This window comes from Streptomyces beigongshangae (assembly GCF_019710745.1).
Taxonomy (GTDB): domain Bacteria; phylum Actinomycetota; class Actinomycetes; order Streptomycetales; family Streptomycetaceae; genus Streptomyces; species Streptomyces beigongshangae.
In genome coordinates, this window is sequence record NZ_JAHKJW010000009.1 from 134,860 (window position 1) to 156,001 (window position 21,142).

Sequence of the window (21,142 nt, forward strand, 5' to 3'; positions counted from 1 at the left end):
GCTCAACCAGTACGAAACAGGAGCCGGCGGATGGATCACAGCGGGCACGGCACTTCCATGGAGCTGCCGCCGTTCACGCTGGGGCGGGGACTGGAGTGGTCCCCGGACCCGTTCTTCCTCGTCGCCTGCCTGGTGGGGCTCGCCCTGTACGGGTGGGGCGTGCTGCGGCTGGTGCGGCGCGGTGACGCGTGGCCGGCCGGACGGACCGTCGCGTTCGTCGCCGGTGTCCTGAGCGTGCTGCTCGTGCTCTGCACCGGACTGAACGACTACGGCATGGTCATGTTCAGCGTGCACATGGTGCAGCACATGGTGATCAGCATGCTGTCGCCCATCCTGCTCCTGCTCGGCGCGCCGATCACCCTCGCACTGCGCGCCCTGCCGACCGCCGGACGCGGGCGCAAGGGGCCGCGCGAAGTGCTCCTGATGCTCCTGCACAGCAGGTACATGAAGGTCGTCACGCACCCGGCCTTCACGATCCCGCTGTTCATCGCCAGCCTGTACGCGCTGTACTTCTCCCCCGTCTTCGACTTCCTGATGGGGTCGAAGGCCGGCCACATCGCGATGATGTGCCACTTCCTCGCCGTCGGCCTGGTGTTCTTCTGGCCGATCATGGGCGTCGACCCCGGTCCGCACCGGCCGGGGTACCTGATGCGGATGCTGGAGCTGTTCGCCGGCATGCCGTTCCACGCGTTCTTCGGCATCGCGCTGATGATGGCGTCCGGGCCGATGGTCTCGACGTACGAGAACCCGCCCGCCTCGCTGGGCATCGACGCCCTCGCCGACCAGACCGCGGCCGGCGGGATCGCCTGGGCGTTCAGCGAGATCCCGTCCGTGCTCGTGCTGCTGGCGCTGCTCTTCCAGTGGTACCGCTCCGAGGAGCGGCAGGCGCGGCGCTCGGACCGGGCCGCGGACCGTGACGGCGACAAGGAACTGGAGGCGTACAACGCCTATCTGGCCACACTGAACGCACGCGGTCGCTGAGTCCCTTTTCCCCTTTCCGGCACTCCGCAACCTTTGCCGTTTTCCCTTGACTGAAAGCCTTTTCCATTCAGTAGCATGACGCGTGACGCCCTGCTTCCGCTCTGCAGGGTTCGGGGGAACCGCCGGGGGGAGCGGTCATGACGATTCACGCATGTCCATCGGAGACCGGAAAGACCGTGGTCCGCAGGCTTGCCGTTCTGCTGGCAGCCGTATTGATCCTCGGCGGATGCACCACGGGACAGCGCCAGCTCGCGGTGAAGGCCGTGGCGGCGGGAACACCGTCACTCGCACCTTTCTTCGAAGAGGACGGGACGCTGGGCAGGGACCGCGCGGAAGTCAGGTCCGCGCGGCCGCACAGCGGCCTGCAGCAGGGAAACACCCCTGGTCTGTACGGGGGCACACGGAAACAGCGGGTCTGCGACATCGACCGGCTCAAGGATTTCCTCACACATCCCAGGAACAAACAGAAAGCCCGGGAATGGGCGCGGATCACGGGCATTGCACCCGATCGGATCGGGGAGTACATCGACGGCCTCACGCCGGTTCTGCTCCGTCACGACACCCTCGTGAAGAACCATGACTACAAGAAGGGCGAAGCGGTCCCCTACGACTCATTGCTGCAGGCCGGGATCGCGGTATTGGTGGACGCCCAGGGGCTTCCCGCCGTGAAGTGCTCCTGCGGAAATCCGCTGAAATCCTTCGACGGGAACCCCGAGAGGATCTCGGTCGGGTTCGAGGACGGCAACAAGAGGTGGAGCGGCTACGACGAGTCCCGCGTGGTGACCGTCGAGCCCGCGCCGCGGCCGCTGGAGCGGATCGCGCTCCTGGACGTGGACGACCCCGGTACGGCCATCACCCGGCCCGTCGGCACCACGGGCGGGCAGGACGGCACGTTCGACGCGACGGCGGAGCGGGCCGTGCCGGCCGTGGCGGGGCAGACCTTCGGCGAGGTGAGCATGGAGCTCTCCGCGCGGGGACTGGCCGTGGCGTACCCCGGCGAGCTGCCACCGGAGGACGCGCGGGTGACGGGCTCCGACCCGGCGCAGGGGACGCCGTTGCCGTTCGGGGCGACGGTGACGCTGAGCGTGGCCGGGTCCGACGGCACGGTCTCCGGTTCCGGTACACCCACCGATCCGTCGTCCCCCGCGGAGGAGCCGGGCACGGACCCGCCGTCGCCGTCCGGGCCCACCACGGACGAACCGCCGACGGACGTACCCACGAAGGACGACCCGGTGACGGGCGGGCCCACGACCGCCGGGCCCACGACCGCCGGACCGACCACGGGCGGCCCGGCCACGGAGCCCACGACGGACGACCCGCCGACGCCGGCCCTGTCGTCGGGTACGCCGTCCACGACCGGGTCCACGACCGCCGGGGCCACGTCCGCTGGGCCCTCCCCGGTGGAGCCCACGCTCAGCGGATCCGTGCCGGGCGAACCCGTCCCGCCCGGCGGGACCGACGGGGGGACGGACCGGATCCCGGTCTAGGCCCGCACGGAGCAGACCCCGGGAGTGATCCGGATGACATCAGGAACACCGCAGTCGGGAGTCGGCCGGGTGATCGGCGGCCGCTACCTCCTGCTGAACCGGCTCGGCAGTGGCGGCATGGGCAATGTCTGGCTCGCCCACGACCAGCGGCTGGCCTGCGAGGTCGCGCTCAAGGAGATCCTGTTCCGCGACCCGGAGGAGGCGGACCAGGACCGCTCGGCCCGCGTCGCCAGGGCCCGCGCGGAGGCCCGCCACGCCGCGGGCCTGCGCGGCCACCCGCACGTGGTGACGGTGCACGACGTACTGGAGCACGACGGCCTGCCCTGGATCGTGATGGAGTACGTGGCCGGGGCGCTGGACCTCAGCGCCCTGGTCGGCCTGCGCGGGCCCCTGGCCCCCGCCGAGTGCGCCCGCGTCGGCCTCGCCGTGCTGGACGCGCTGACGGCCGGCCACGAGCGCGGCGTCATGCACCGGGACGTCAAGCCCGCCAACGTCCTGCTCGCCCCGGACCGCACCGGATCTCCGTACGCCCGGGTCCTGCTCACCGACTACGGCATCTCCGTGCGGCCCGACGCCGGCGAGACCCGGTACACACTGACCTCCGCCCTGGTGGGCACCGCCGCCTATCTGGCACCCGAGCGGGCCCAGGGCGGGCCGCCCACCGCGGCCGCCGACCTGTTCTCGCTGGGCTGCACGCTCTACCACGCCGTCGAGGGGTACGGCCCCTTCGACCGCGAGTCCGGGCTCGCCGCCCTCACCGCCGTGGTCCTGGAGGAGCCGCGCCCCATGCTGCGCGCGGGCGCGCTGGAACCGCTCCTGTCGGCCATGCTCACCAAGGACCCGGTGCACCGGATCACCGCCGAGGAGGCCGAGGCCGCGCTGTCGGCGGTCCTGGCGCCCCGGTCGCACCCCCGGACCCGGCTCGACCCGGGCTCGGAGCCGCCGTGGACGGGCGGGAGCACCCGTACGGGACCTTCCCGCACTCCTCTGGCTTCCCCGGGTCCCCCGGGTCCTCTGGCTCCCCCGGCGGCCGGGGCCCCGCCGGGGCAGGGGGGCGGCCCGCCGCACCACGGCCACCACCACGGGCCGTCGGCCGGGCAGGAGTCGTCCTCGGACCCTCCCCGCCAGGAGAGCCCGGCCGCCTGGCCGCCGTCCCGGGAGGTGCCCGCCGCCCGGCCCCCGGGGCAGGCGTACGGCCCGCCCCCGGGTCGGCGCCGCCGCAGGCGCAACCGCGTCCTGCCCGCCGTGCTGGGGGCCGTGCTCGGACTCGCCGTCGCGGGCGGCGGGGCGTGGTACACCCTGGGGAACCCGCTGGACGGAACCACGGAGGACGGCGGGGGCGGCACCATGCCGTACGGGGACGCCGTCGGGCTGACCGAGCCGCTCGCGGACGGCGACTGCGTCTTCGCCGAGTGGCCGGAGGCCCCCTTCGCCGGTGTCCCGCGGCTCGGGCTCCGGAAGTGCCTCAGCGACGAGACGTACGGCCAGGTGATGGAGGTGTTCGAAGCGGGCTCCGCCGCGGAGGCCCGCTCGGACGGCGCCTCCCGGTGCGAGCAGCGCACCGCGGAGGCCCGCGGCAGGCTCGCGGACGTCCGCTCCTACGCGGTCGTGCCGACCGCCGCGGGCTTCGAGGCCGCCGGGCGCCGTGTCGCCTGCCTGCTGTTCGAAGGCCACGGGAAACCGCTGTTCGGCCCGGTCGGGGACAACCGTCCCCTCGGCATGGTGTTCAAGGACACCGTCACCATGCAGAAGCGGGACTGCCTCGACCGGGTCTCCGACACCGGCGCCGCGCTCGTCGCGTGCGAGGGCCCGCACCAGGAGCAGGTGCTCGACTTCCACCGGATGAGCCCGGGCACCACCCTCAAGGAGGCCCGGCGGGAGGCGCCCGGGGCCTGTCAGGAGAACGTGCCGCCCAGCGACCACGGCTACGACCCGAGCGTCTACATGGGCTGGTCCTGGGTCGGCGAGAGCGCCTGGAAGTCCGGCACGCATCTCGTGGTCTGTACCGCGATCCGCCAGGATGGGGGCACCATGGACGGGGACGAACCATGAGGAGGGTGTTGCGATGCCCGGTTCCACGAAGACCATGGGAGTGCTCACCGTCGGCGGCCTGGTGATGGTCACGGCCTACACGGTGGCGCTCGGGAGCAGTGGCTGGTTGTGGTTCGGCTGGGTGGTGCTCGGCCTGATCACGCTGGCGATGGTGGTGTCGCGGCCCACCTGAGCCACGGAACCGTCATTCGCGGGGCAGCCGTCCCGCCGAGTGCACGCCCGGCTGGTACTTCGGCAGCCGGGCGGTGATCTTCATGCCCGCGCCCGGCGCGGTCTCGATGACGAGGCCGTAGCCGTCGCCGTACACCTGGCGCAGGCGGTCGTCGACGTTCGACAGCCCGATGCCGTCCGAGGCGCCGGCCTCGCCGGCGAGGATGCGGCGCAGCCGGGCGGGGTCCATGCCGGGGCCGTCGTCCTCGATGACGACGAGCGCCTCGGCTCCCGCGTCCTGTGCGGTGATGCTGATACGGCTCCTGTCGACCTCGCCCGAGCCGCCCTCCAGACCGTGCTTCACGGCGTTCTCCACGAGCGGCTGCAGGCAGAGGAAGGGCAGGGTCACCGGCAGTACCTCGGGCGCGATCTGCAGGGTGACCGCGAGGCGCTCCCCGAAGCGGGCCCGGACCAGCGCCAGGTAGTGGTCGATGGCGTGGAGCTCGTCGGCGAGGGTGGTGAAGTCGCCGTGCCTGCGGAACGAGTACCGGGTGAAGTCGGCGAACTCCAGGAGCAGTTCGCGGGCCCGCTCGGGGTCGGTGCGCACGAACGAGGCGATCACCGCGAGCGAGTTGAAGATGAAGTGCGGGGAGATCTGGGCCCGCAGCGCCTTGATCTCGGCCTCGATCAGCCGGGTGCGGGACCGGTCGAGGTCGGCGAGCTCCAGCTGGACCGAGACCCAGCGGGCGACCTCGCCGGTGGCCCGGACCAGTACGGCCGACTCGCGGGGCGCGCAGGCGACCAGCGCGCCGTGCACCCGGTCGTCGACGGTGAGCGGCGCGACGACGGCCCAGCGCAGCGGGCAGTACGGCTCGTCGCAGACGAGGCGGAACGCCTCTCCGCGGCCGGTCTCCAGGGGACCGCCGATCCGCTCCATGATCTGGTCCCGGTGGTGCTCGCCGGCGCCCTCCCAGGCGAGCACGGTGTCCTGGTCGGTGAGGCAGAGCGCGTCGGTGCCGAGCAGGGTGCGCAGCCGCCGCGCGGATCTGCGGGCCGTCTCCCCGGTCAGGCCCGCGCGCAGCGGGGGCGCGGCGAGCGAGGCGGTGTGCAGGGTCTCGAAGGTGGCGTGCTCGACGGGGGTGCCCAGGCCGCCGGGGCTGGGCGAGCGGGCGGTACGCCGGCCGAACCAGAAGCCGGCCGCCAGCAGGGGCAGCGCGGCCACACAGAGCCCCGCCAGGAAACCGCTCATCCCTTGACCTCCGTACGTACCTGTCCCCCGGCCAGTTCCTCGGGCAGGTGGAAGCGGGCGAGGATCGCCGCCGTCCCGGCCGGGACCCGGCCGGGCGTCGCCAGCGACACCAGCGCCATGGTGAGGAAGCCCAGCGGCACCGACCACAGCGCGGGCCAGGCGAGGAGGGCGTGCAGGGCGCCCGTCCCCGGGAAGTCGGCCATGGTGGCGGCGACCGCGAGGAGCGCCGAGCCGCCGCCGACGAGCATCCCGGCGGCAGCACCGGGCGGGGTGAGCCGGTGCCACCAGATGCCGAGGACGAGCAGCGGGCAGAACGACGAGGCGGACACCGCGAAGGCGAGCCCCACGGCGTCGGCGACGGGCAGTCCGCCCACCAGCATGCTCGCCGCGAGCGGCACGATCATGGAGAGGACCGTGCCGAGCCGGAAGTGCCGCACGCCCCGGGAGGGCAGCACGTCCTGGGTGAGCACGCCCGCCACCGCCATGGTCAGGCCCGACGCCGTGGACAGGAAGGCGGCGAAGGCCCCGCCGGCCACCAGCGCGCCGAGCAGGTCCCCGCCCAGACCGCCGATCACCCGGTCGGGCAGCAGCAGCACGGCGGCGTCGGCGTCCCCGGTCAGGGTCAGCTCGGGGGCGTACAGGCGGCCCAGTGCGCCGTACAGCGGCGGCAGCAGGTAGAACGCGCCGATCAGACCGAGCACGGCGACGGTGGTGCGGCGGGCGGCCACGCCGTGCGGGCTGGTGTAGAAGCGGACGACGACGTGCGGCAGCCCCATGGTGCCGAGGAAGGTGGCGAGGATCAGCCCGTACGTGGCGTACAGCGGGCGTTCCTCGCGGCCTGCGGCGAGTGAGGTGGACATGCCGCCGTCGCCGCCGCGGTCGGCGACGGGGACGGGGTCGCCCCGGGTGAAGGCCAGCCGGGTGCCCCGCTCGACGCGGTGCACGCCCGCGGGCAGCCGGATCCGCCGGTCCTCGTACCGGACGCCGTCGACCGTGCCGTCCGCGGTGACGGTCAGCGGCTCGTCCAGCTTCAGGTCGAGGCGGGCGTCGACGCGTACGACCCGGTGCTCGCGGAACCCGGCCGGTTCGTCGAAGGCGGGGCGCGGCGCCCCGTCGTCCCGCCAGGCGAGGACGAGGAAGAGCGCGGGGACGAGCAGGGCGGTGAGTTTGAGCCAGTACTGGAACGCCTGGACGAAGGTGATGCTGCGCATGCCGCCCGCGGCGACCGTCGCCACCACGACGACGGCGACGATGACGCCGCCGAGGGGCTCGGGCGCCCCGGTCAGCACGTTCAGGGTGAGCCCCGCGCCCTGGAGCTGGGGCAGGAGGTACAGCCAGCCGACGCCGACGACGAAGGCCCCGGCCAGCCGGCGCACGCCCTGCGAGGCGAGCCGTGCCTCGGCGAAGTCGGGCAGGGTGTACGCGCCCGAGCGGCGCAGCGGGGCCGCGACGAAGATCAGCAGGACGAGATAGCCCGCGGTGTAGCCGACGGGGTACCAGAGCATGTCCGGGCCCTGGACGAGGACGAGGCCGGCGATGCCGAGGAAGGAGGCGGCGGAGAGGTACTCGCCGCTGATGGCGGCCGCGTTCAGCCGGGGGCCGACCGTGCGGGAGGCCACGTAGAAGTCCGAGGTGGTGCGGGAGATGCGCAGCCCGAAGGCGCCGACGAAGACGGTCGCGACGACGACGAGCGCGACCGCCGGGACGGCGTAGTTCTCGTTCACGGGCAGGTCTCGTTCACGGGCAGGTCTCGTTCACGGGCTCAGCGGTCCTCGACGAGGCGGACGAAGTCCTTCTCGTTGCGGTCGGCGCGGCGCACGTACCAGCGGGCGAGCAGCACCAGCGGCGGATAGACGCAGAAGCCGAGCACGAGCCATTCGGGGCCGGAGCTGTCGCCCAGCACGGTGAAGACCAGGGGGAGCGGGCCCACCAGGAGGATCAGGACCGCGAAGACGGCGAGCGCGGCCCGCAGCTGGCTGCGCATCAGGGAGCGGACGTAGGTGTGGCCGAGCGTGGTCTGCTCGTCGATCTCGGTGCGCGGCCGGTAGCGGCCCAGCGGGCGCGTACGGCGCGGCGGGCCGGTGACGACGACACGGCGGTCGGCGGGGTCGTGCGGCAACTCCGGTCTCCTCAGCTCGCGGTCCGGCGCATCAGCAGGTCCCGCAGTTCCCGTGCGTGACGACGGCTCACCTGGAGTTCGACCGAGTCGACCAGGACGCTCACGGTACCCGCGTCCAGGCGCAGTTCGCTGATGTGGCCGAGCGCCACGAGGTGGCGGCGGTGGATGCGGACGAACCCGCGTGCGCGCCAGCGCTCCTCCAGGGTGGAGAGCGGGATGCGGACGAGGTGGCTGCCCTGGGCGGTGTGCAGCCGCGCGTAGTCGCCGTGGGCCTCGACGTGGGTGATGTCCTCGACGGCGACGAAGCGGGTGACCCCGCCGAGCTCGACGGGTATGTGGTCCGGGTCGGGTTCGTGCACGGGGATCAGCGGGGCGGCGTCCAGCTGCTCGACGGCCCGGCGGACGGCCTCGGCCAGCCGCTCCCGGCGGACCGGCTTCAGGACGTAGTCGACGGCCTTGAGGTCGAATGCCTGGACGGCGAAGCCCTCGTGGGCGGTCACGAACACGACGAGCGGCGGCTTGGCGAAGCCGGCGAGCAGCCGCGCCATGTCGAGACCGTCGAGGCCGGGCATGTGGATGTCGAGGAAGACGACGTCGATGCCCTGGTCGCCGCCGGGGCCGCTCTCCAGGGCCCGGTTGATCCGGCGCAGCGCCGCCGTGGCGTCGCTCGCTCCCTCGACGCTGCTCACCCGCGGATCGGCGTCCAGCAGGTAGAGCAGCTCTTCGAGGGAGGGCGGTTCGTCGTCGACGGCGAGGGCGCGCAGCATGAATCCGGAGTGTAGGAGCAATTCGTACGTCTGCACACGTCATACCCCTGCACACGTCATACGCCCGCGCGCACACCTCGTACGCCCGCCCGCGTCCCCGCGTGCGGGCGGGCACGGCCGCCGCCGCTGGATACAGTGCCCGCATGAGACCCGCGTCCGCGCCCTTCGACGATCTCGACCGGAAGATCGTGACGGCCCTGATGGCGAACGCGCGCACGAGCTTCGCCGAGATCGGCGCGGCGATCGGGCTGTCCGCCACGGCGGTGAAGCGCCGGACGGACCGGCTGCGGGAGACGGGTGTGATCACCGGGTTCACCGCGACGGTGGAACCGGCCGCGCTGGGCTGGCGCACGGAGGCGTACGTGGAGGTGTACTGCGAGGGCGCGGCACCGCCGCGGCGGCTCGCCGAGGTCGTGCGCAACCATCCGGAGATCACCGCCGCGATGACGGTGACCGGTGGCGCGGACGCGCTGCTGCACGTGCGGGCGCGGGACGTGGAGCACTTCGAGGAGGTGCTCGAACGCATCCGGGTGGAGCCGTTCATCCGCAAGACGGTCAGTTTCATGGTGCTGTCGCACCTGCTGCCGGAGAGCCCGGAGGCGGGGGCGAGCCAGCCGGCCCCGGAGGCCCGGCCGCGCCGGAGCCCGTGAATCCGGGCCCTCCGCCGCCCCTCTCACCGGCCACGCAGCGAACGTGCGCCGACCTGCCCCGACACGCAGCGTTTCTGCGGCAGCGCGCACTTTCCGCGCCTTGTCGCACCACTCCCCCGCTTCCTACCGTTGAGGCATCCCACCCGACACCGCAGGAAGCGGAGGAACCCCTCTGTGCCCATGAGCCGTGTGCCGCGCCCCAGGCGATTCCTGGTCTGCGAACCCAGACACTTCGCCGTGCAGTACGCCATCAATCCCTGGATGCACCAGGACGTCCGGGTCGACGTCGACCTGGCCCGGGGCCAGTGGGCGGAGCTGATCCGCGCCTATCGCGCCCACGGGCACACCGTCGACAGCGTGGAGCCGGTCGCCGGTCTGCCGGACATGGTCTTCGCCGCGAACTCGGCGCTGGTCGTGGCCGGCCGGGTCTTCGGCTCCTGCTTCCGCGCGCCGCAGCGCCGCCCGGAGTCAAGTGCGTACGAGGCGTGGTTCAGGAACGCGGGCTTCGACGTCCACCGTCCCGCGGCGGTGTGCGAGGGCGAGGGCGACCTGGTCCTCGTCGGACGCCATCTGCTGGCGGGCACCGGGTTCCGCACGGAACGGGCCGCCCACCACGAGGCGCAGGAGTTCTTCGGCGTCCCGACGGTCAGCCTCCAGCTGGTGGACCCGCGCTTCTACCACCTCGACACCGCGCTGTTCGTCCTCGACGACGGCCCCGGCGCGAACATCGCGTACTACCCGGGAGCCTTCTCCCCGGGCAGCCGCGAGGTGCTGCGCCGGCTCTTCCCGGACGCGGTGCTCGCCACGCACGACGACGCGATGGTGTTCGGGCTGAACTCCGTCTCCGACGGCCGCCACGTCTTCATCTCGCCGCGCGCCGAGGCCCTCGCGGGCGAACTCGCCCGCCACGGCTACGTCCCCGTCCCCGTCGACCTGTCGGAGTTCCAGAAGGCCGGCGGCGGCATCAAGTGCTGCACCCAGGAGATCCGCTCATGACCGTCGCGCCCGGCCGTTCCCCGCGCTCGTCCGCCGAGCTGATCCGCGCCGAGGAGCCCGTCCTCGCGCACAACTACCACCCGCTGCCCGTGGTCGTGGCCCGCGCCGAGGGCGCCTGGGTCGAGGACGTCGAGGGCCGCCGCTACCTCGACCTGCTGGCCGGCTACTCGGCCCTCAACTTCGGGCACCGCCATCCGGCCCTGACCGAGGCCGCGCACCGGCAGCTCGACCGGCTGACGCTGACCTCCCGCGCCTTCCACCACGACCGTCTGGCCGCCTTCGCCGAATCGCTGGCCGCGCTGACCGGCCTGGACATGGTGCTGCCGATGAACACGGGTGCCGAGGCCGTGGAGAGCGGCATCAAGGTGGCCCGCAAGTGGGCGTACGACGTGAAGGGCGTCGCGCCGGACCGGGCGACGGTCGTGGTGGCCGCCGACAACTTCCACGGCCGTACGACGACCGTCGTGGGCTTCTCCACCGACGAGACCGCCCGTGCGGGGTTCGGGCCGTTCACCCCGGGCTTCCGCGTGGTCCCGTACAACGACCTCGCCGCGCTCGACGCGGCCGTCGACGAAACCACCGCGGCCGTGCTGATCGAGCCGATCCAGGGCGAGGCGGGCGTCGTCATCCCCGACGACGGCTATCTGCGGGGCGTGCGCGAGCTGACCCGGCGCGCCGGGTGCCTGTTCGTCGCCGACGAGATCCAGTCGGGCCTGGGACGCACGGGCCGCACGCTGGCGGTCGAGCACGAGGGGGTCGTCCCGGACCTGGTGCTGCTCGGCAAGGCGCTGGGCGGGGGCATCGTGCCGGTCTCCGCGGTGGTCGGGCGGCGCGAGGTGCTCCGGGTGCTGCGGCCGGGCGAGCACGGCTCGACGTTCGGCGGCAACCCGCTGGCCGCGGCGGTCGGCTCGGCGGTGGTGGAGCTGCTGGGGACCGGCGAGTTCCAGCGCAGGGCCGAGGAGGCGGGTGTGATCCTGCGGGAGGGTCTGAGCGCCCTCGTCGGCAAGGGCGTCCGGGGCTTCCGGGCGCGCGGCCTGTGGGCGGGTGTGGACATCGAGCCCGCGCTCGGCACCGGCCGTGACATCAGCGAGTCCCTGCTGCGGGAGGGAGTCCTGGTGAAGGACACCCACGGCTCGACCATCCGCCTGGCCCCGCCCCTGACCGTCACGGACGAGGACCTCCACCTGGCCCTGGCCACCTTGGAGAAGGTCCTGACCGCGGCCTCCTGAGGTCCGCGCGAGCGGGGGTGCCCCTCGTCACGAGGGGCACCCCCGGCCCCTTGGGGGCGCGGGGAACTGCGCGACCGGCCCGCACCCGACGACACGACCGGCCGCCCCGCACCCCGCCTCCTCGGAGGGTCGGAGGGTCAGAGCGCCGTGGCGAAGCGCTCCCACACGCGGTGCGCGCCCAGCAGCGCGGTGACCTGCTCCAGAGCGCCGGTCCCGCTGTCCGCGGTCACGACACCGGGTGCTCCCACGGGTACCCCCGCCCCCGTGAGCACCGCGTCGGCGCCGGCCCAGCCCCCGATGGCCTTGCCGTGCCGGAACGCCTCCGTCAGCAGCAGCGACACCCGCGGGTCGGCGACCCCGTCGAGCCCGCCCGCGTCGCCCGCCTTGGCGTCCCGCGCGGCGAGGGCGTCCTTGCCCGGTCCGGGCACCCCCGCCACCAGGAGGGCGTCGAACTCCACCGACCGCGCGGTCGCGAAGGTCCGCTGCACCGTGATCGGCTCACCCTCCGCGGCCAGCTTCCCGCCGGAGGGCCCGATCACCAGCGGGACCATACCGGCGCCCAGGACCGCCTCCCGCACGGCGCGGACACCGTCGAGGTCGCCCTGCCCGTCGGTGACGATGCCGATGATCCGGCCGTCCAGCGGCCAGGTCCCACCGACCTGGGAGAGGGCGGGACTGGGCTCGGCCGTCACGAACGGCACGGTCGCCTGCGGCGCCGGCAGACCGAGACCGGCGGCGACCTGCTCGCACAGTTCGGAGTCGATGTTGGCGAGCACCTGGAGCGCCCGCTCCTTGATGGTCTGCTCGTAGCACTTGTTCAGCTCGAAGGTGTAGGCGTTCACGATGTGCTCGCGCTCCACCGGCGACATGCTGAGCCAGAACAGCCGCGGCTGGCTGAAGTGGTCGGAGAAGGAGGCGGGCGCCTCGCGCCGCTTGTCCGCCCGCGGGACCTCCACCGGCGTCTCGATGTACGCGCCGGTGTCCGCGCCCGCCAGGAACGGGCAGCCCCCGTCGAGGGAGTTGGGCTTGTAGGGCGCGGTGCCGGTGTGCACGGCCGTCTGGTGCATGCCGTCCCGCAGCATGTCGTTGACGGGGGCGTGCGGGCGGTTGATCGGCAGCTGGGCGAAGTTCGGCCCGCCCAGCCGGCTGATCTGCGTGTCCAGGTAGGAGAAGAGCCGTCCGGCGAGCAGCGGGTCGTCGGTGACGTCGATGCCGGGGACGAGGTGGCCGACGTGGAAGGCGACCTGCTCGGTCTCGGCGAAGAAGTTGGTGGGGTTGGCGTTCAGCGTGAGCAGACCGATCGGCTGGACGGGGGCCAGCTCCTCCGGGACGATCTTCGTCGAGTCCAGCAGGTCGATGCCCTCGAAGGTCTGCTCGGGGGTGTCCGGGAAGACCTGGACACCGAGCTCCCACTGCGGGTACGCGCCGGCCTCGATGGCGTCGTACAGGTCGCGGCGGTGGAAGTCGGGGTCGACGCCGCCGGTGATCTGCGCCTCCTCCCACGTCTGGGAGTGCACGCCGAGCTTGGGCTTCCAGTGGAACTTCACCAGCGTGGTGGCGCCCTGGGCGTTCACCAGCCGGAAGGTGTGGACGCCGAAGCCCTCCATCATGCGGTAGGAGCGCGGGATGCCGCGGTCGGACATGTTCCACAGCGTGTGGTGGGTGGCCTCGGTGTGCAGGGTGACGAAGTCCCAGAACGTGTCGTGGGCGCTCTGCGCCTGCGGGATCTCGCGGTCGGGGTGCGGCTTGCCGGCGTGGATGACGTCCGGGAACTTGATGGCGTCCTGGATGAAGAAGACCGGGATGTTGTTGCCGACCAGGTCGAAGGTGCCCTCGCTGGTGTAGAACTTCGTCGCGAAGCCCCGGGTGTCGCGCACCGTGTCCGCGGAGCCGCGCGAGCCGAGCACCGTCGAGAAGCGCACGAACACCGGCGTCTCGACCCCGTCGCCGAGGAAGGCGGCCTTGGTGATCTTCGCGGCGGTGCCGTAGCCCTGGAAGATCCCGTGCGCGGCGGCGCCGCGGGCGTGCACGACCCGCTCCGGGATGCGCTCGTGGTCGAAGTGGGTGAGCTTCTCCCGCAGGTGGTGGTCCTGGAGGAGGACGGGTCCGCGGGGACCGGCCTTCAGGGAGTGGTCCGTCTCGGGCAGCCGGACCCCCTGCGCCGTGGTCAGGTACGCCTCCCCCTGGGCCCGTGCCTCCGGGTCCGCGCCGGTCGGCCGCCCCGTGGGGCTGACGTACGCGGGCGCGCCCTGGTCGGCCTTGGGCGGCAGCGGTGGCTGGGGCGCGGTCGGCTCGTCGACGGGGGGCGTCTTCACCCCGGGCTTGCCGGGGACGCCGTCCTGCGGGCCCTCCCCGCGCAGGGCGTCGGCGGCCTTGTCCACCACTGCCTTCAGCGGGTTCTTCTCAGTCATTCACGTCTCCAAGTGTCGGGGGGAGAGCTGAGTACCCGCGACCCGGTAGGTGAATCGTCGTCTTCCCGCCGGGCATGCGGAGGGCCGCGAATCCGGGTCCCACCGGATTCGCGGCCCGGTCCCACGGCCGCGGCGCGATCCGCCTCAGCGGCCCAGCTCCCGCTTCAGCTCCGCCTTGTCCATGGTGGAGCGGCCCTTGACGCCGCGCTTCCTGGCCTCCGCGTACAGCTGGTCGTACGTGGGGCCCTGCGCACCGCTGTGCGAACGCCGGCCGCCCCGCTCCGAGGACGACATGTCCTGGGTGGACGTCCTGCTCGCCGTCCTGGACTCACCCGCGCGGGCCCGCTCCTTGTTCACGGTGCGGGAGGCGATCTCCTGGGCCCGCTCCGGGCTCTCGCCGCGCTCCTCGGCGCTGTCCTTGATGTGCTCGTACTGCCGTTCCCGCTCGGGGCTGGAACCGCGAGGCATGATCACTCCTTGGTCTGCGTCGGTCGGACGGTGCCCGGCCGGTACCGGTGCCGGTGCGGACCGGCGGACTACTCGTCGGTCCCGTCGTCCCGGTCGCCCTCGGCCTGGGACGGCGTGGTCTGGATGATCTCCGGCCGGTCGTTCCCCTCGTCGGCGGGCGGGTTCCCCGCTTCGTCGTCCCGGGCGCCTTCCGCCTGGGACGGGGTGGATTCGCTCGTCATGTGCGCTTCTCCTCGGGTCGTCACGGCTCTCGGGTGGTCACGGCTTCAGGAGGGTCTTGACCATTCCGTCCTCCTTGGCCTGGAACATCGCGTACGCCTTCGGGGCGTCCTCCAGCGACATGGTGTGCGTCTTGAAGGTGTCCACGCCCAGCGGGTCCTCGTCCGTGAGCAGCGGCAGGATGTCGTCCACCCAGCGCCACACGTTGGCCTGGCCCTGGCGCACCTGGATCTGCTTGTCGAACATCGTCAGGAGCGGCATCGGGCTGACCGCCCCGCCGTAGACCCCGGAGATGGAGAGCGTGCCGCCGCGGCGCACGAGCTCGATGCCGGTGTACAGGGCTCCCAGCCGGTCCACCCCCGCCTTCTCCATCATCGGCTGCGCCACCGCGTCGGGCAGCAGGCCCGTGAGCCACTGGGCCGCCTTGGCGAACGGCGCGCCGTGCGCCTCCATGCCGACGGCGTCGATGACGGCGTCGGTCCCGCGGCCGTCGGTGAGGTCCCTGACGGCGTCCGCGAGGTCCTTGCCGTTCATCCGGGCGTCGAAGCACGTGACCCCGTGGGCGCTGGCGCGCGTGAGGCGCTCCTTGACCAGGTCGATGCCGATGACCAGGCCGGCGCCGCGGTGCCGGGCGATCCGGGTGGCCATGTCACCGATGGGGCCCAGGCCGAGTACCGTCACGCTGCCGCCCGGAGGGACGGCCGCGTAGTCCACGGCCTGCCACGCGGTGGGCAGGACGTCGGAGAGGTAGACGTAGCGGTCGTCGGCCGGCCCCTCGGGCACCTTGATGGGCAGCCTGTTGCCGAACGGCACCCGCAGGAGCTCCGCCTGCCCGCCCGGCACCTGGCCGTAGAGCTTGGTGTACCCGAACAGGGAGGCGCCGCTGTTGCGTTCGCGCACCTGGGTCGTCTCGCACTGCGAGTGGAGCCCCTGGTTGCACATCCAGCAGTCGCGGCAGGAGACGTTGAAGGGGATGACCACCCGGTCGCCGGGGGCGAGCGCGGTGACCTCCGGTCCCACCTCCTCCACGATGCCCATCGGCTCGTGGCCGAGGATGTCCCCGGGGTCGATGAAGGGGCCGAACAGCTCGTACAGGTGCAGGTCGGAACCGCAGAGCCCGGTCGTGGTGATCCTGACGACGATGTCGTCCGGCTTCTCGATCCGTGGATCGGGGACGGTCTCCACCCGGACATCACGCTTACCCTGCCAGGTCAGTGCACGCATGGTGGGACTCCTCCAGCGATCGTGGTTCACTTCCGCCGCCCGAGTCCCCGTTCCGCGCTTTCCGACACTTCACGGGAAGGAAAGCATCCGCTCGGCGGACGCCGGGTACCCGGGCCGGGCGCCGCCGCGCACCCGGCACCCCGGGTGCGCGGCGGGCACCGACACCTGCGCCGAACGGAAGGAAGCATCACTTGTGGCACGCCCTCACCCATGAGGCCACCGCTGTCGGGCGTTCGGTGCGCAGGTGCGTCACGGAGGCCGGACCCGAGCGCGACACCGCGGTCCAGTCCCTGAAGGCGGCGGGCGCCGCACTGCTGGCCTGGGCGATCGCCGGCTGGTGGTGGAACGCTCCGATGGCGCTCCTCGCCCCGTGGACCGCGCTGTTCCTGGTGCAGAGCACCGTCTACCGCTCGCTGCTGTCCGCGCTGCAGCAGGTGGTGGTGGTCCTCGTCGGCACCCTGCTCGCCGCCGGCGCCCTGGAACTGACCCACCACACGATGGCCGCGATGGCGCTGGCCCTGCCGCTGACCGTGCTGATCGGCAACTACGCGCGGCTCGGCACCCAGGGCCTCTACGCCCCGACGGCCGCGCTGTTCGTCCTCGCCTACGGCTCCTCCAGCGGCCTCGACATCCTGCACCGCCTCCTGGAGACCCTGCTGGGAGCGGCCATCGGGATCGCCGTGAACGCCGGTGTCCTGCCGCCGGTGCACTCCCGCCGTGTCCACCGTGTGCGCGGCCGGCTGCCCGAGGACTGCGCCGACCTGCTGCACACGGTCGCCGACGGCACGGGCACGTCGTACGACAAGGAGCAGGCCGCCGGCTGGTACGACAGCGCGGTGCGGCTGGCCGACGTGGTGACGGAGCTGCGGAGCGCGCGCCGCTGGTCGGACGAGAGTCGCCGCTTCAACCCGGGGCGCAGGCTGCGCCGTTCCGTGAGCACACCGCCACCGCCGCCCGACTGGGACCTCACCTGGGACCGGATCACCGAGCACATCAGGGCGATCACCCGTTCGCTGTCCGAGGCCGTCTCCCTCCCGGACCCCGTACCGGGTCTGTCGCCCCTGTTGCGGGCGGCCGGTGACGTCCTCGCCTCCGGGGACGCCGCGGCGGACGAGCGCCGCCGTGCGCTGGACGTGGCGGCCGCGGCCCACGGCCGGATGTCCTCGGCGCTCGCCCGCAGCGACCACGAGAGCGCGCCCGTGCTGGGCGGCCTGACGGCGGACACCGGGCGGCTGCTGGACGACCTGTCCGCGCTGGTCGGCGCGTGGGACGGGGACGCCTCCCCGCGAGAGGACCGGCGGTCGCGGTCCGGGTGAGCGCCTGCTGCCGTCGGCGGTGGCCCCCGGGGACCGCCGGTGGCTGCCGGGAGCCGTCGGGAACCAGCCGCTCACCGGTGCGGCAGGTGGTGCGGGAGTGAACACCGGGTCAGCACGAGTCCGTCCGGAGGCGGTTACGCGGGACGACGCCTGCACATACACTGGCGTCCCGCAGCACACCTCTTGACCAGCTAGAACGCGGCGGTTGAGCCGATCCGGCGAAGCGAGGAGCGACCCGTTGTTCTATTACGTTCTCAAGTACGTGATCCTGGGACCGCTGTTGCGGCTGGTCTTCCGCCCCCGGATCGAGGGCCTGGAGCACGTACCGGCGACGGGCGCGGCCATCGTCGCGGGCAACCACCTGTCGTTCGCGGACCACTTCCTGATGCCCGCGATCATCAAGCGGCGCATCACGTTCCTCGCCAAGGCCGAGTACTTCACGGGACCCGGCATCAAGGGCCGGCTGACGGCGGCCTTCTTCCACAGCGTCGGGCAGATCCCGGTGGACCGCTCCGGCAAGGAGGCCGGCCAGGCGGCGATCCGCGAAGGGCTCGGCGTACTGGGTAAGGACGAGCTGCTCGGCATCTACCCGGAGGGCACCCGCTCGCACGACGGCCGCCTCTACAAGGGCAAGGTCGGCGTCGCGGTGATGGCGCTCAGGGCCGGGGTGCCCGTCATTCCGTGCGCGATGATCGGCACCTTCGAGGCCCAGCCCCCGGGCCGGAAGATCCCGAAGGTGCACCCGGTGGCGATCCGCTTCGGCGAGCCCCTCGACTTCTCCCGCTACGCGGGCATGGAGAACGAGAAGGCGATCCTGCGCGCCATCACGGACGAGATCATGTACGCGATCCTCTCCCTCTCCGAGCAGGAGTACGTGGACCGGTACGCGTCCGTCGTGAAGGCGGAGGAGGCCGCCGAGCGGGCGGCACAGGCCAGGGCCCGCAGGTTCCCGCGGCTGCCGCAGCGCTGACGCCCCGCCCGCGGCCGGACCGGCCGGGTCGCGGAGCGTCCGGGGAACGGGACGTGGGAAGGGGGCGGCCGTGGCACGGCCGCCCCCTTCCGCCGCCGGTCGCCGTTACGGCTTGGGCGTGGCGTGCGGCGCGCACGTCACGTCGGCCGCGTCGACCTTGCCGGTGAGCAGGTAGGTGTCCACCCGCTCGTTGACGCACGGGTTGGCCAGCCCCGTCACCCCGTGCGAGCCCGCGTCCCTCTCGGTGATCAGGCGGGAGCCCTTGAACCGCTTGTGCAGCTCGACGGCGCCACCGTACGGCGTGGCCGCGTCACGGGTCGCCTGCACGATCAGGACGGGCGGCAGGCCCTTGCCCGTCCGCACCTCCACCGGGTTCTGCTGCTTGGCGGGCCAGGTCGCGCACGGCAGGTTCAGCCAGGCGTTGGCCCACGTCATGAACGGGTGGTTCCTGTGCAGCGCGGTGTTGTCGCGGTCCCACTTCCGCCAGCTGGTGGGCCACTTGGCGTCGGCGCACTCGACGGCCGTGTAGACGGCGTTGCCGTTCTCCGAGGCGATGTTGCCCGCGGTGTCGGAGAGGTCCGGTGCGGCCGCGTCGACGAGCGCCTGGGTGTCACCGGCGACGTACTTGCTGAAGACCGTGGCGACCGGCACCCACGACGAGTCGTAGTACGGCGCGCTCTGGAAGAAGCCGATGAGCTCGGCCGGGCCGACGACACCGCCGACGGGGTTCTTCTTGGCGGTGGCGCGCAGCTTCAGCCACTGCGCCTGGACCTCGGCGCGGGTGTCACCGAGGTGGAAGGCCGCGTCGTTCTTCGCGACCCAGTCCTGCCAGTCCCTCCAGCGCGTCTCGAAGGCGACGTCCTGGTCCAGGTTGGCCTGGTACCAGATCTTCTCGCGCGAGGGGTTGACGACGCTGTCCGCGACCATGCGGCGCACATGGGTCGGGTACATCGTGCCGTAGACGGCGGCGATGTACGTGCCGTACGAGACGCCCAGGAAGTTGAGCTTCTTCTCGCCGAGAGCGGCCCTGATGACGTCCAGGTCGCGCACGGTGTTGGGGGTCGTCATGTGCGGCAGCATCGCGCCGCTGCGCTCGGCGCAGCCGGCCGCGTACTCGGCGGCGAGCTTGCGCTGGGCGCGCTTGTCGGCCTCGGAGTCGGGCACCGGGTCCATCTTGGGCGCCTTGACGAACTCCTGCGGGTCCACGCAGGAGATGGGCGCCGAGTGGCCGACACCGCGCGGGTCGAAGCCCACGAAGTCGTACGCCTTGGAGGTGTTGACCCACAGCGGGTTCTTGTTGGTGACCCGGGTGGGGAAGCGCAGTCCGGAGCCGCCGGGGCCGCCGGGGTTGTAGACGAGGGCGCCCTGGCGCTCCGCCTTCGTGCCGGTGTTGCCGATGCGGTCCACGGCGAGCTTGATCTTCTTGCCGTCGGGCTTCGCGTAGTCGAGCGGCACGGTGACCCAGCCGCACTGGATGGGCTTGGCGATCCCCCAGTCGGCGGGACAGTCCTTCCAGTCGATCCCGGCTCTGGCCGCGCGGGCGGCGGCGATCTCGGCGCCGCGCGCCTGGCTGGTCCGGACGTCGTGGCCGTGGCGGATGTCCGCGCTGGCCGTCGGGGCCGCGACGGCGCCGGCTATCAGCGTCGCCGTGACGAGCGCTCCGGCCGAGCCGAACGCCGTCGTCCTTCTCATCCCTCTCAAGAGAGTCCCCCCTGCTGTCTTCTGCTGTCGTCGTGGTGTCGGTACGGGGGATCCTTTCTGCTGCGGGGTCCCCGAGGACAGGGGCGAAGTATCTTTTTTGCCAATCCGATAACCGGAACATCTCTGTCCGTTGAGCGGTGATGTTCACTTCCGCCCGTACACGGTCCACCGCGGGACCGGGGCCTCCATCCGGTGGACGCGGGACCTCACCGGGGAGGCGGCGCAGCCGCAGCGCACAGCCGCTCGCCGAACTCGACCGCCCGGGCCGCCGGCACGGCTCGGCGCCGTCCCCGCAGGCTCAGCGGGGTTCGGGCCGGCTTCGCAGGCTCAGCGGGGCTCGGGCCGGTCCGGATCCCCCATGCTCATCAGGCCCCGCAGACCGTCCCGCAACACCTCCGCGGGCACCGTGCCGAACAGGGCCTGCTGCGCGGCGAACCCCTGCGCGGCGGCGATCAGCGTCCGCGCGACATGCTCCGCGGGAACGTCCGCGCGCATCACCCCGGCCGCCTGATACCCCTCGACGACCGCCACCCATGCCTCCCGCACCGCGACGAAGCCCTCCCGCAGGACCGCCGCCAGCTCGGCGTCACGGAGCGTCTCGGTCCAGACCTGGACCATCAGCCGGGGAAAGGACTCCTCCCCCTCCCAGGACAGACCGTGCTTCCCCGTGCCCCCCAGGCCCAGCACCTGCGTCATGACCCGGGTCACGAGCACGTCGGGCATCGGCGGCGGGGAGTGCCGGGCGACCTCCTCGAAGGCTTCGCGGATCCCCCCGAGCACCTCGGTGACGATGGCGCCGATCAACTCGTCCTTGCCGCTGAAGTACCGGTAGACGGCCCCCGCCGAGAGGTCCACCTCCTTCAGCACGTCCTGCATCGACGTCGCGTGGAACCCGTTGCGGGCGAAGCAGCGGGCCGCGCCGTCGAGGATCTGGCGACGGCGGGCGTCGAGGTGTTCCTGGGATACACGGGCCATGCACGAAACCTAAAACGAACATTCCTTCTTGACAAGGCGGGACACCGGCGGGACAGTGGGCCTGTCGCCAAAACGAACGATCCTTCTTTTTACGCACCCGGTCCGGCCGGGGCCCGGGCCCCGGCTGAAAGCCCGAACACCGCCGCGATCCGCATCGAGGGAAGAAGCATGTCCACCA

19 protein-coding genes are annotated in these 21,142 nt (G+C 72.5%); 9 read left to right on the top strand and 10 right to left on the bottom strand.

From position 1 onward, the window contains the following. Nucleotides 1-30 precede the first annotated feature (30 nt). The 4 genes from KM933_RS09415 to KM933_RS09430 all read left to right on the top strand — a co-directional run bounded on the left by KM933_RS09415 (nt 31) and on the right by KM933_RS09430 (nt 4,692). Nucleotides 31-981 carry a cytochrome c oxidase assembly protein gene (locus KM933_RS09415; RefSeq protein WP_221350167.1) on the top strand — a complete coding sequence of 317 codons (951 nt, stop codon included), beginning with the start codon at nt 31-33 and terminating at the stop codon, nt 979-981. 137 nt (nt 982-1,118) lie between these two features. Continuing rightward, nucleotides 1,119-2,468, top strand: coding sequence for a DUF6777 domain-containing protein (locus KM933_RS09420; RefSeq protein WP_221350169.1), 1,350 nt, complete (start codon nt 1,119-1,121; stop codon nt 2,466-2,468). Nucleotides 2,469-2,501: 33 nt separating this feature from the next. After that, nucleotides 2,502-4,520: a serine/threonine-protein kinase gene (locus tag KM933_RS09425; RefSeq protein ID WP_221350171.1), complete on the top strand. Its 2,019-nt coding sequence runs from the start codon at nt 2,502-2,504 to the stop codon at nt 4,518-4,520. A 13-nt stretch (nt 4,521-4,533) separates the two neighbouring features. Next, the gene (locus tag KM933_RS09430; RefSeq protein WP_221350173.1) at nt 4,534-4,692 is read left to right on the top strand and encodes a hypothetical protein; all 159 of its coding nucleotides are present in this window, start codon (nt 4,534-4,536) and stop codon (nt 4,690-4,692) included. A 12-nt stretch (nt 4,693-4,704) separates the two neighbouring features. On the opposite strand, the gene KM933_RS09435 is transcribed toward KM933_RS09430, so the two are convergent. From KM933_RS09435 to KM933_RS09450, 4 genes are read right to left on the bottom strand one after another with little or no spacing between them, the layout of a single operon-like run. Beyond that, nucleotides 4,705-5,919 carry a sensor histidine kinase gene (locus tag KM933_RS09435; protein WP_221350175.1) on the bottom strand — a complete coding sequence of 405 codons (1,215 nt, stop codon included), beginning with the start codon at nt 5,917-5,919 and terminating at the stop codon, nt 4,705-4,707. Next, a complete protein-coding gene (locus KM933_RS09440) occupies nt 5,916-7,643 on the bottom strand; it encodes a sodium/solute symporter (protein ID WP_221350177.1) in 1,728 nt (575 codons plus the stop codon). The genes KM933_RS09435 and KM933_RS09440 overlap by 4 nt, the downstream gene beginning before the upstream one ends. A gap of 38 nt (nt 7,644-7,681) precedes the next feature. Continuing rightward, nucleotides 7,682-8,038 carry a hypothetical protein gene (locus tag KM933_RS09445; RefSeq protein ID WP_221350179.1) on the bottom strand — a complete coding sequence of 119 codons (357 nt, stop codon included), beginning with the start codon at nt 8,036-8,038 and terminating at the stop codon, nt 7,682-7,684. Nucleotides 8,039-8,049: 11 nt separating this feature from the next. Further along, on the bottom strand, nt 8,050-8,805 hold the full coding sequence (locus KM933_RS09450) for a LytR/AlgR family response regulator transcription factor (RefSeq protein ID WP_221350180.1): 756 nt from the start codon (nt 8,803-8,805) through the stop codon (nt 8,050-8,052). 143 nt (nt 8,806-8,948) lie between these two features. Between KM933_RS09450 and KM933_RS09455 the strand changes: the two genes are divergently transcribed. From KM933_RS09455 to rocD, 3 genes are all read left to right on the top strand, one after another. After that, nucleotides 8,949-9,455, top strand: a complete 507-nt coding sequence (locus tag KM933_RS09455) for an Lrp/AsnC family transcriptional regulator (protein WP_221350182.1) — start codon at nt 8,949-8,951, stop codon at nt 9,453-9,455. 174 nt (nt 9,456-9,629) lie between these two features. After that, on the top strand, nt 9,630-10,451 hold the full coding sequence (gene ddaH / locus KM933_RS09460; RefSeq protein WP_221350184.1) for a dimethylargininase: 822 nt from the start codon (nt 9,630-9,632) through the stop codon (nt 10,449-10,451). Then, nucleotides 10,448-11,680 (top strand): ornithine--oxo-acid transaminase, encoded by a 1,233-nt coding sequence (rocD, locus tag KM933_RS09465; protein WP_221350185.1) that lies wholly within the window; start codon nt 10,448-10,450, stop codon nt 11,678-11,680. The genes ddaH and rocD overlap by 4 nt, the downstream gene beginning before the upstream one ends. Before the next feature lie 137 nt (nt 11,681-11,817). Here rocD and KM933_RS09470 read toward each other — a convergent pair whose 3' ends face one another. From KM933_RS09470 to KM933_RS09485, 4 genes are all read right to left on the bottom strand, one after another. Beyond that, the gene (locus KM933_RS09470; RefSeq protein ID WP_221350187.1) at nt 11,818-14,091 is read right to left on the bottom strand and encodes a catalase; all 2,274 of its coding nucleotides are present in this window, start codon (nt 14,089-14,091) and stop codon (nt 11,818-11,820) included. A gap of 144 nt (nt 14,092-14,235) precedes the next feature. After that, nucleotides 14,236-14,559 carry a plasmid stabilization protein gene (locus KM933_RS09475; RefSeq protein ID WP_221350189.1) on the bottom strand — a complete coding sequence of 108 codons (324 nt, stop codon included), beginning with the start codon at nt 14,557-14,559 and terminating at the stop codon, nt 14,236-14,238. A 68-nt stretch (nt 14,560-14,627) separates the two neighbouring features. Continuing rightward, the gene (locus tag KM933_RS09480) at nt 14,628-14,780 is read right to left on the bottom strand and encodes a hypothetical protein (RefSeq protein ID WP_221350191.1); all 153 of its coding nucleotides are present in this window, start codon (nt 14,778-14,780) and stop codon (nt 14,628-14,630) included. A 37-nt stretch (nt 14,781-14,817) separates the two neighbouring features. Next, nucleotides 14,818-16,002, bottom strand: a complete 1,185-nt coding sequence (locus KM933_RS09485; RefSeq protein WP_221350193.1) for an alcohol dehydrogenase catalytic domain-containing protein — start codon at nt 16,000-16,002, stop codon at nt 14,818-14,820. A 191-nt stretch (nt 16,003-16,193) separates the two neighbouring features. Here KM933_RS09485 and KM933_RS09490 point away from each other — a divergent pair, with 191 nt between their 5' ends. Both KM933_RS09490 and KM933_RS09495 read left to right on the top strand, forming a co-directional pair. After that, nucleotides 16,194-17,318, top strand: a complete 1,125-nt coding sequence (locus tag KM933_RS09490) for an FUSC family protein (protein ID WP_221350195.1) — start codon at nt 16,194-16,196, stop codon at nt 17,316-17,318. Nucleotides 17,319-17,556: 238 nt separating this feature from the next. Continuing rightward, nucleotides 17,557-18,288, top strand: a complete 732-nt coding sequence (locus KM933_RS09495) for a lysophospholipid acyltransferase family protein (RefSeq protein WP_221350196.1) — start codon at nt 17,557-17,559, stop codon at nt 18,286-18,288. A gap of 105 nt (nt 18,289-18,393) precedes the next feature. On the opposite strand, the gene KM933_RS09500 is transcribed toward KM933_RS09495, so the two are convergent. Then, the gene (locus KM933_RS09500; protein ID WP_221350198.1) at nt 18,394-19,980 is read right to left on the bottom strand and encodes an alpha/beta hydrolase; all 1,587 of its coding nucleotides are present in this window, start codon (nt 19,978-19,980) and stop codon (nt 18,394-18,396) included. A 336-nt stretch (nt 19,981-20,316) separates the two neighbouring features. Next, on the bottom strand, nt 20,317-20,964 hold the full coding sequence (locus KM933_RS09505) for a TetR/AcrR family transcriptional regulator (protein ID WP_221350200.1): 648 nt from the start codon (nt 20,962-20,964) through the stop codon (nt 20,317-20,319). Nucleotides 20,965-21,142: the final 178 nt, after the last annotated feature.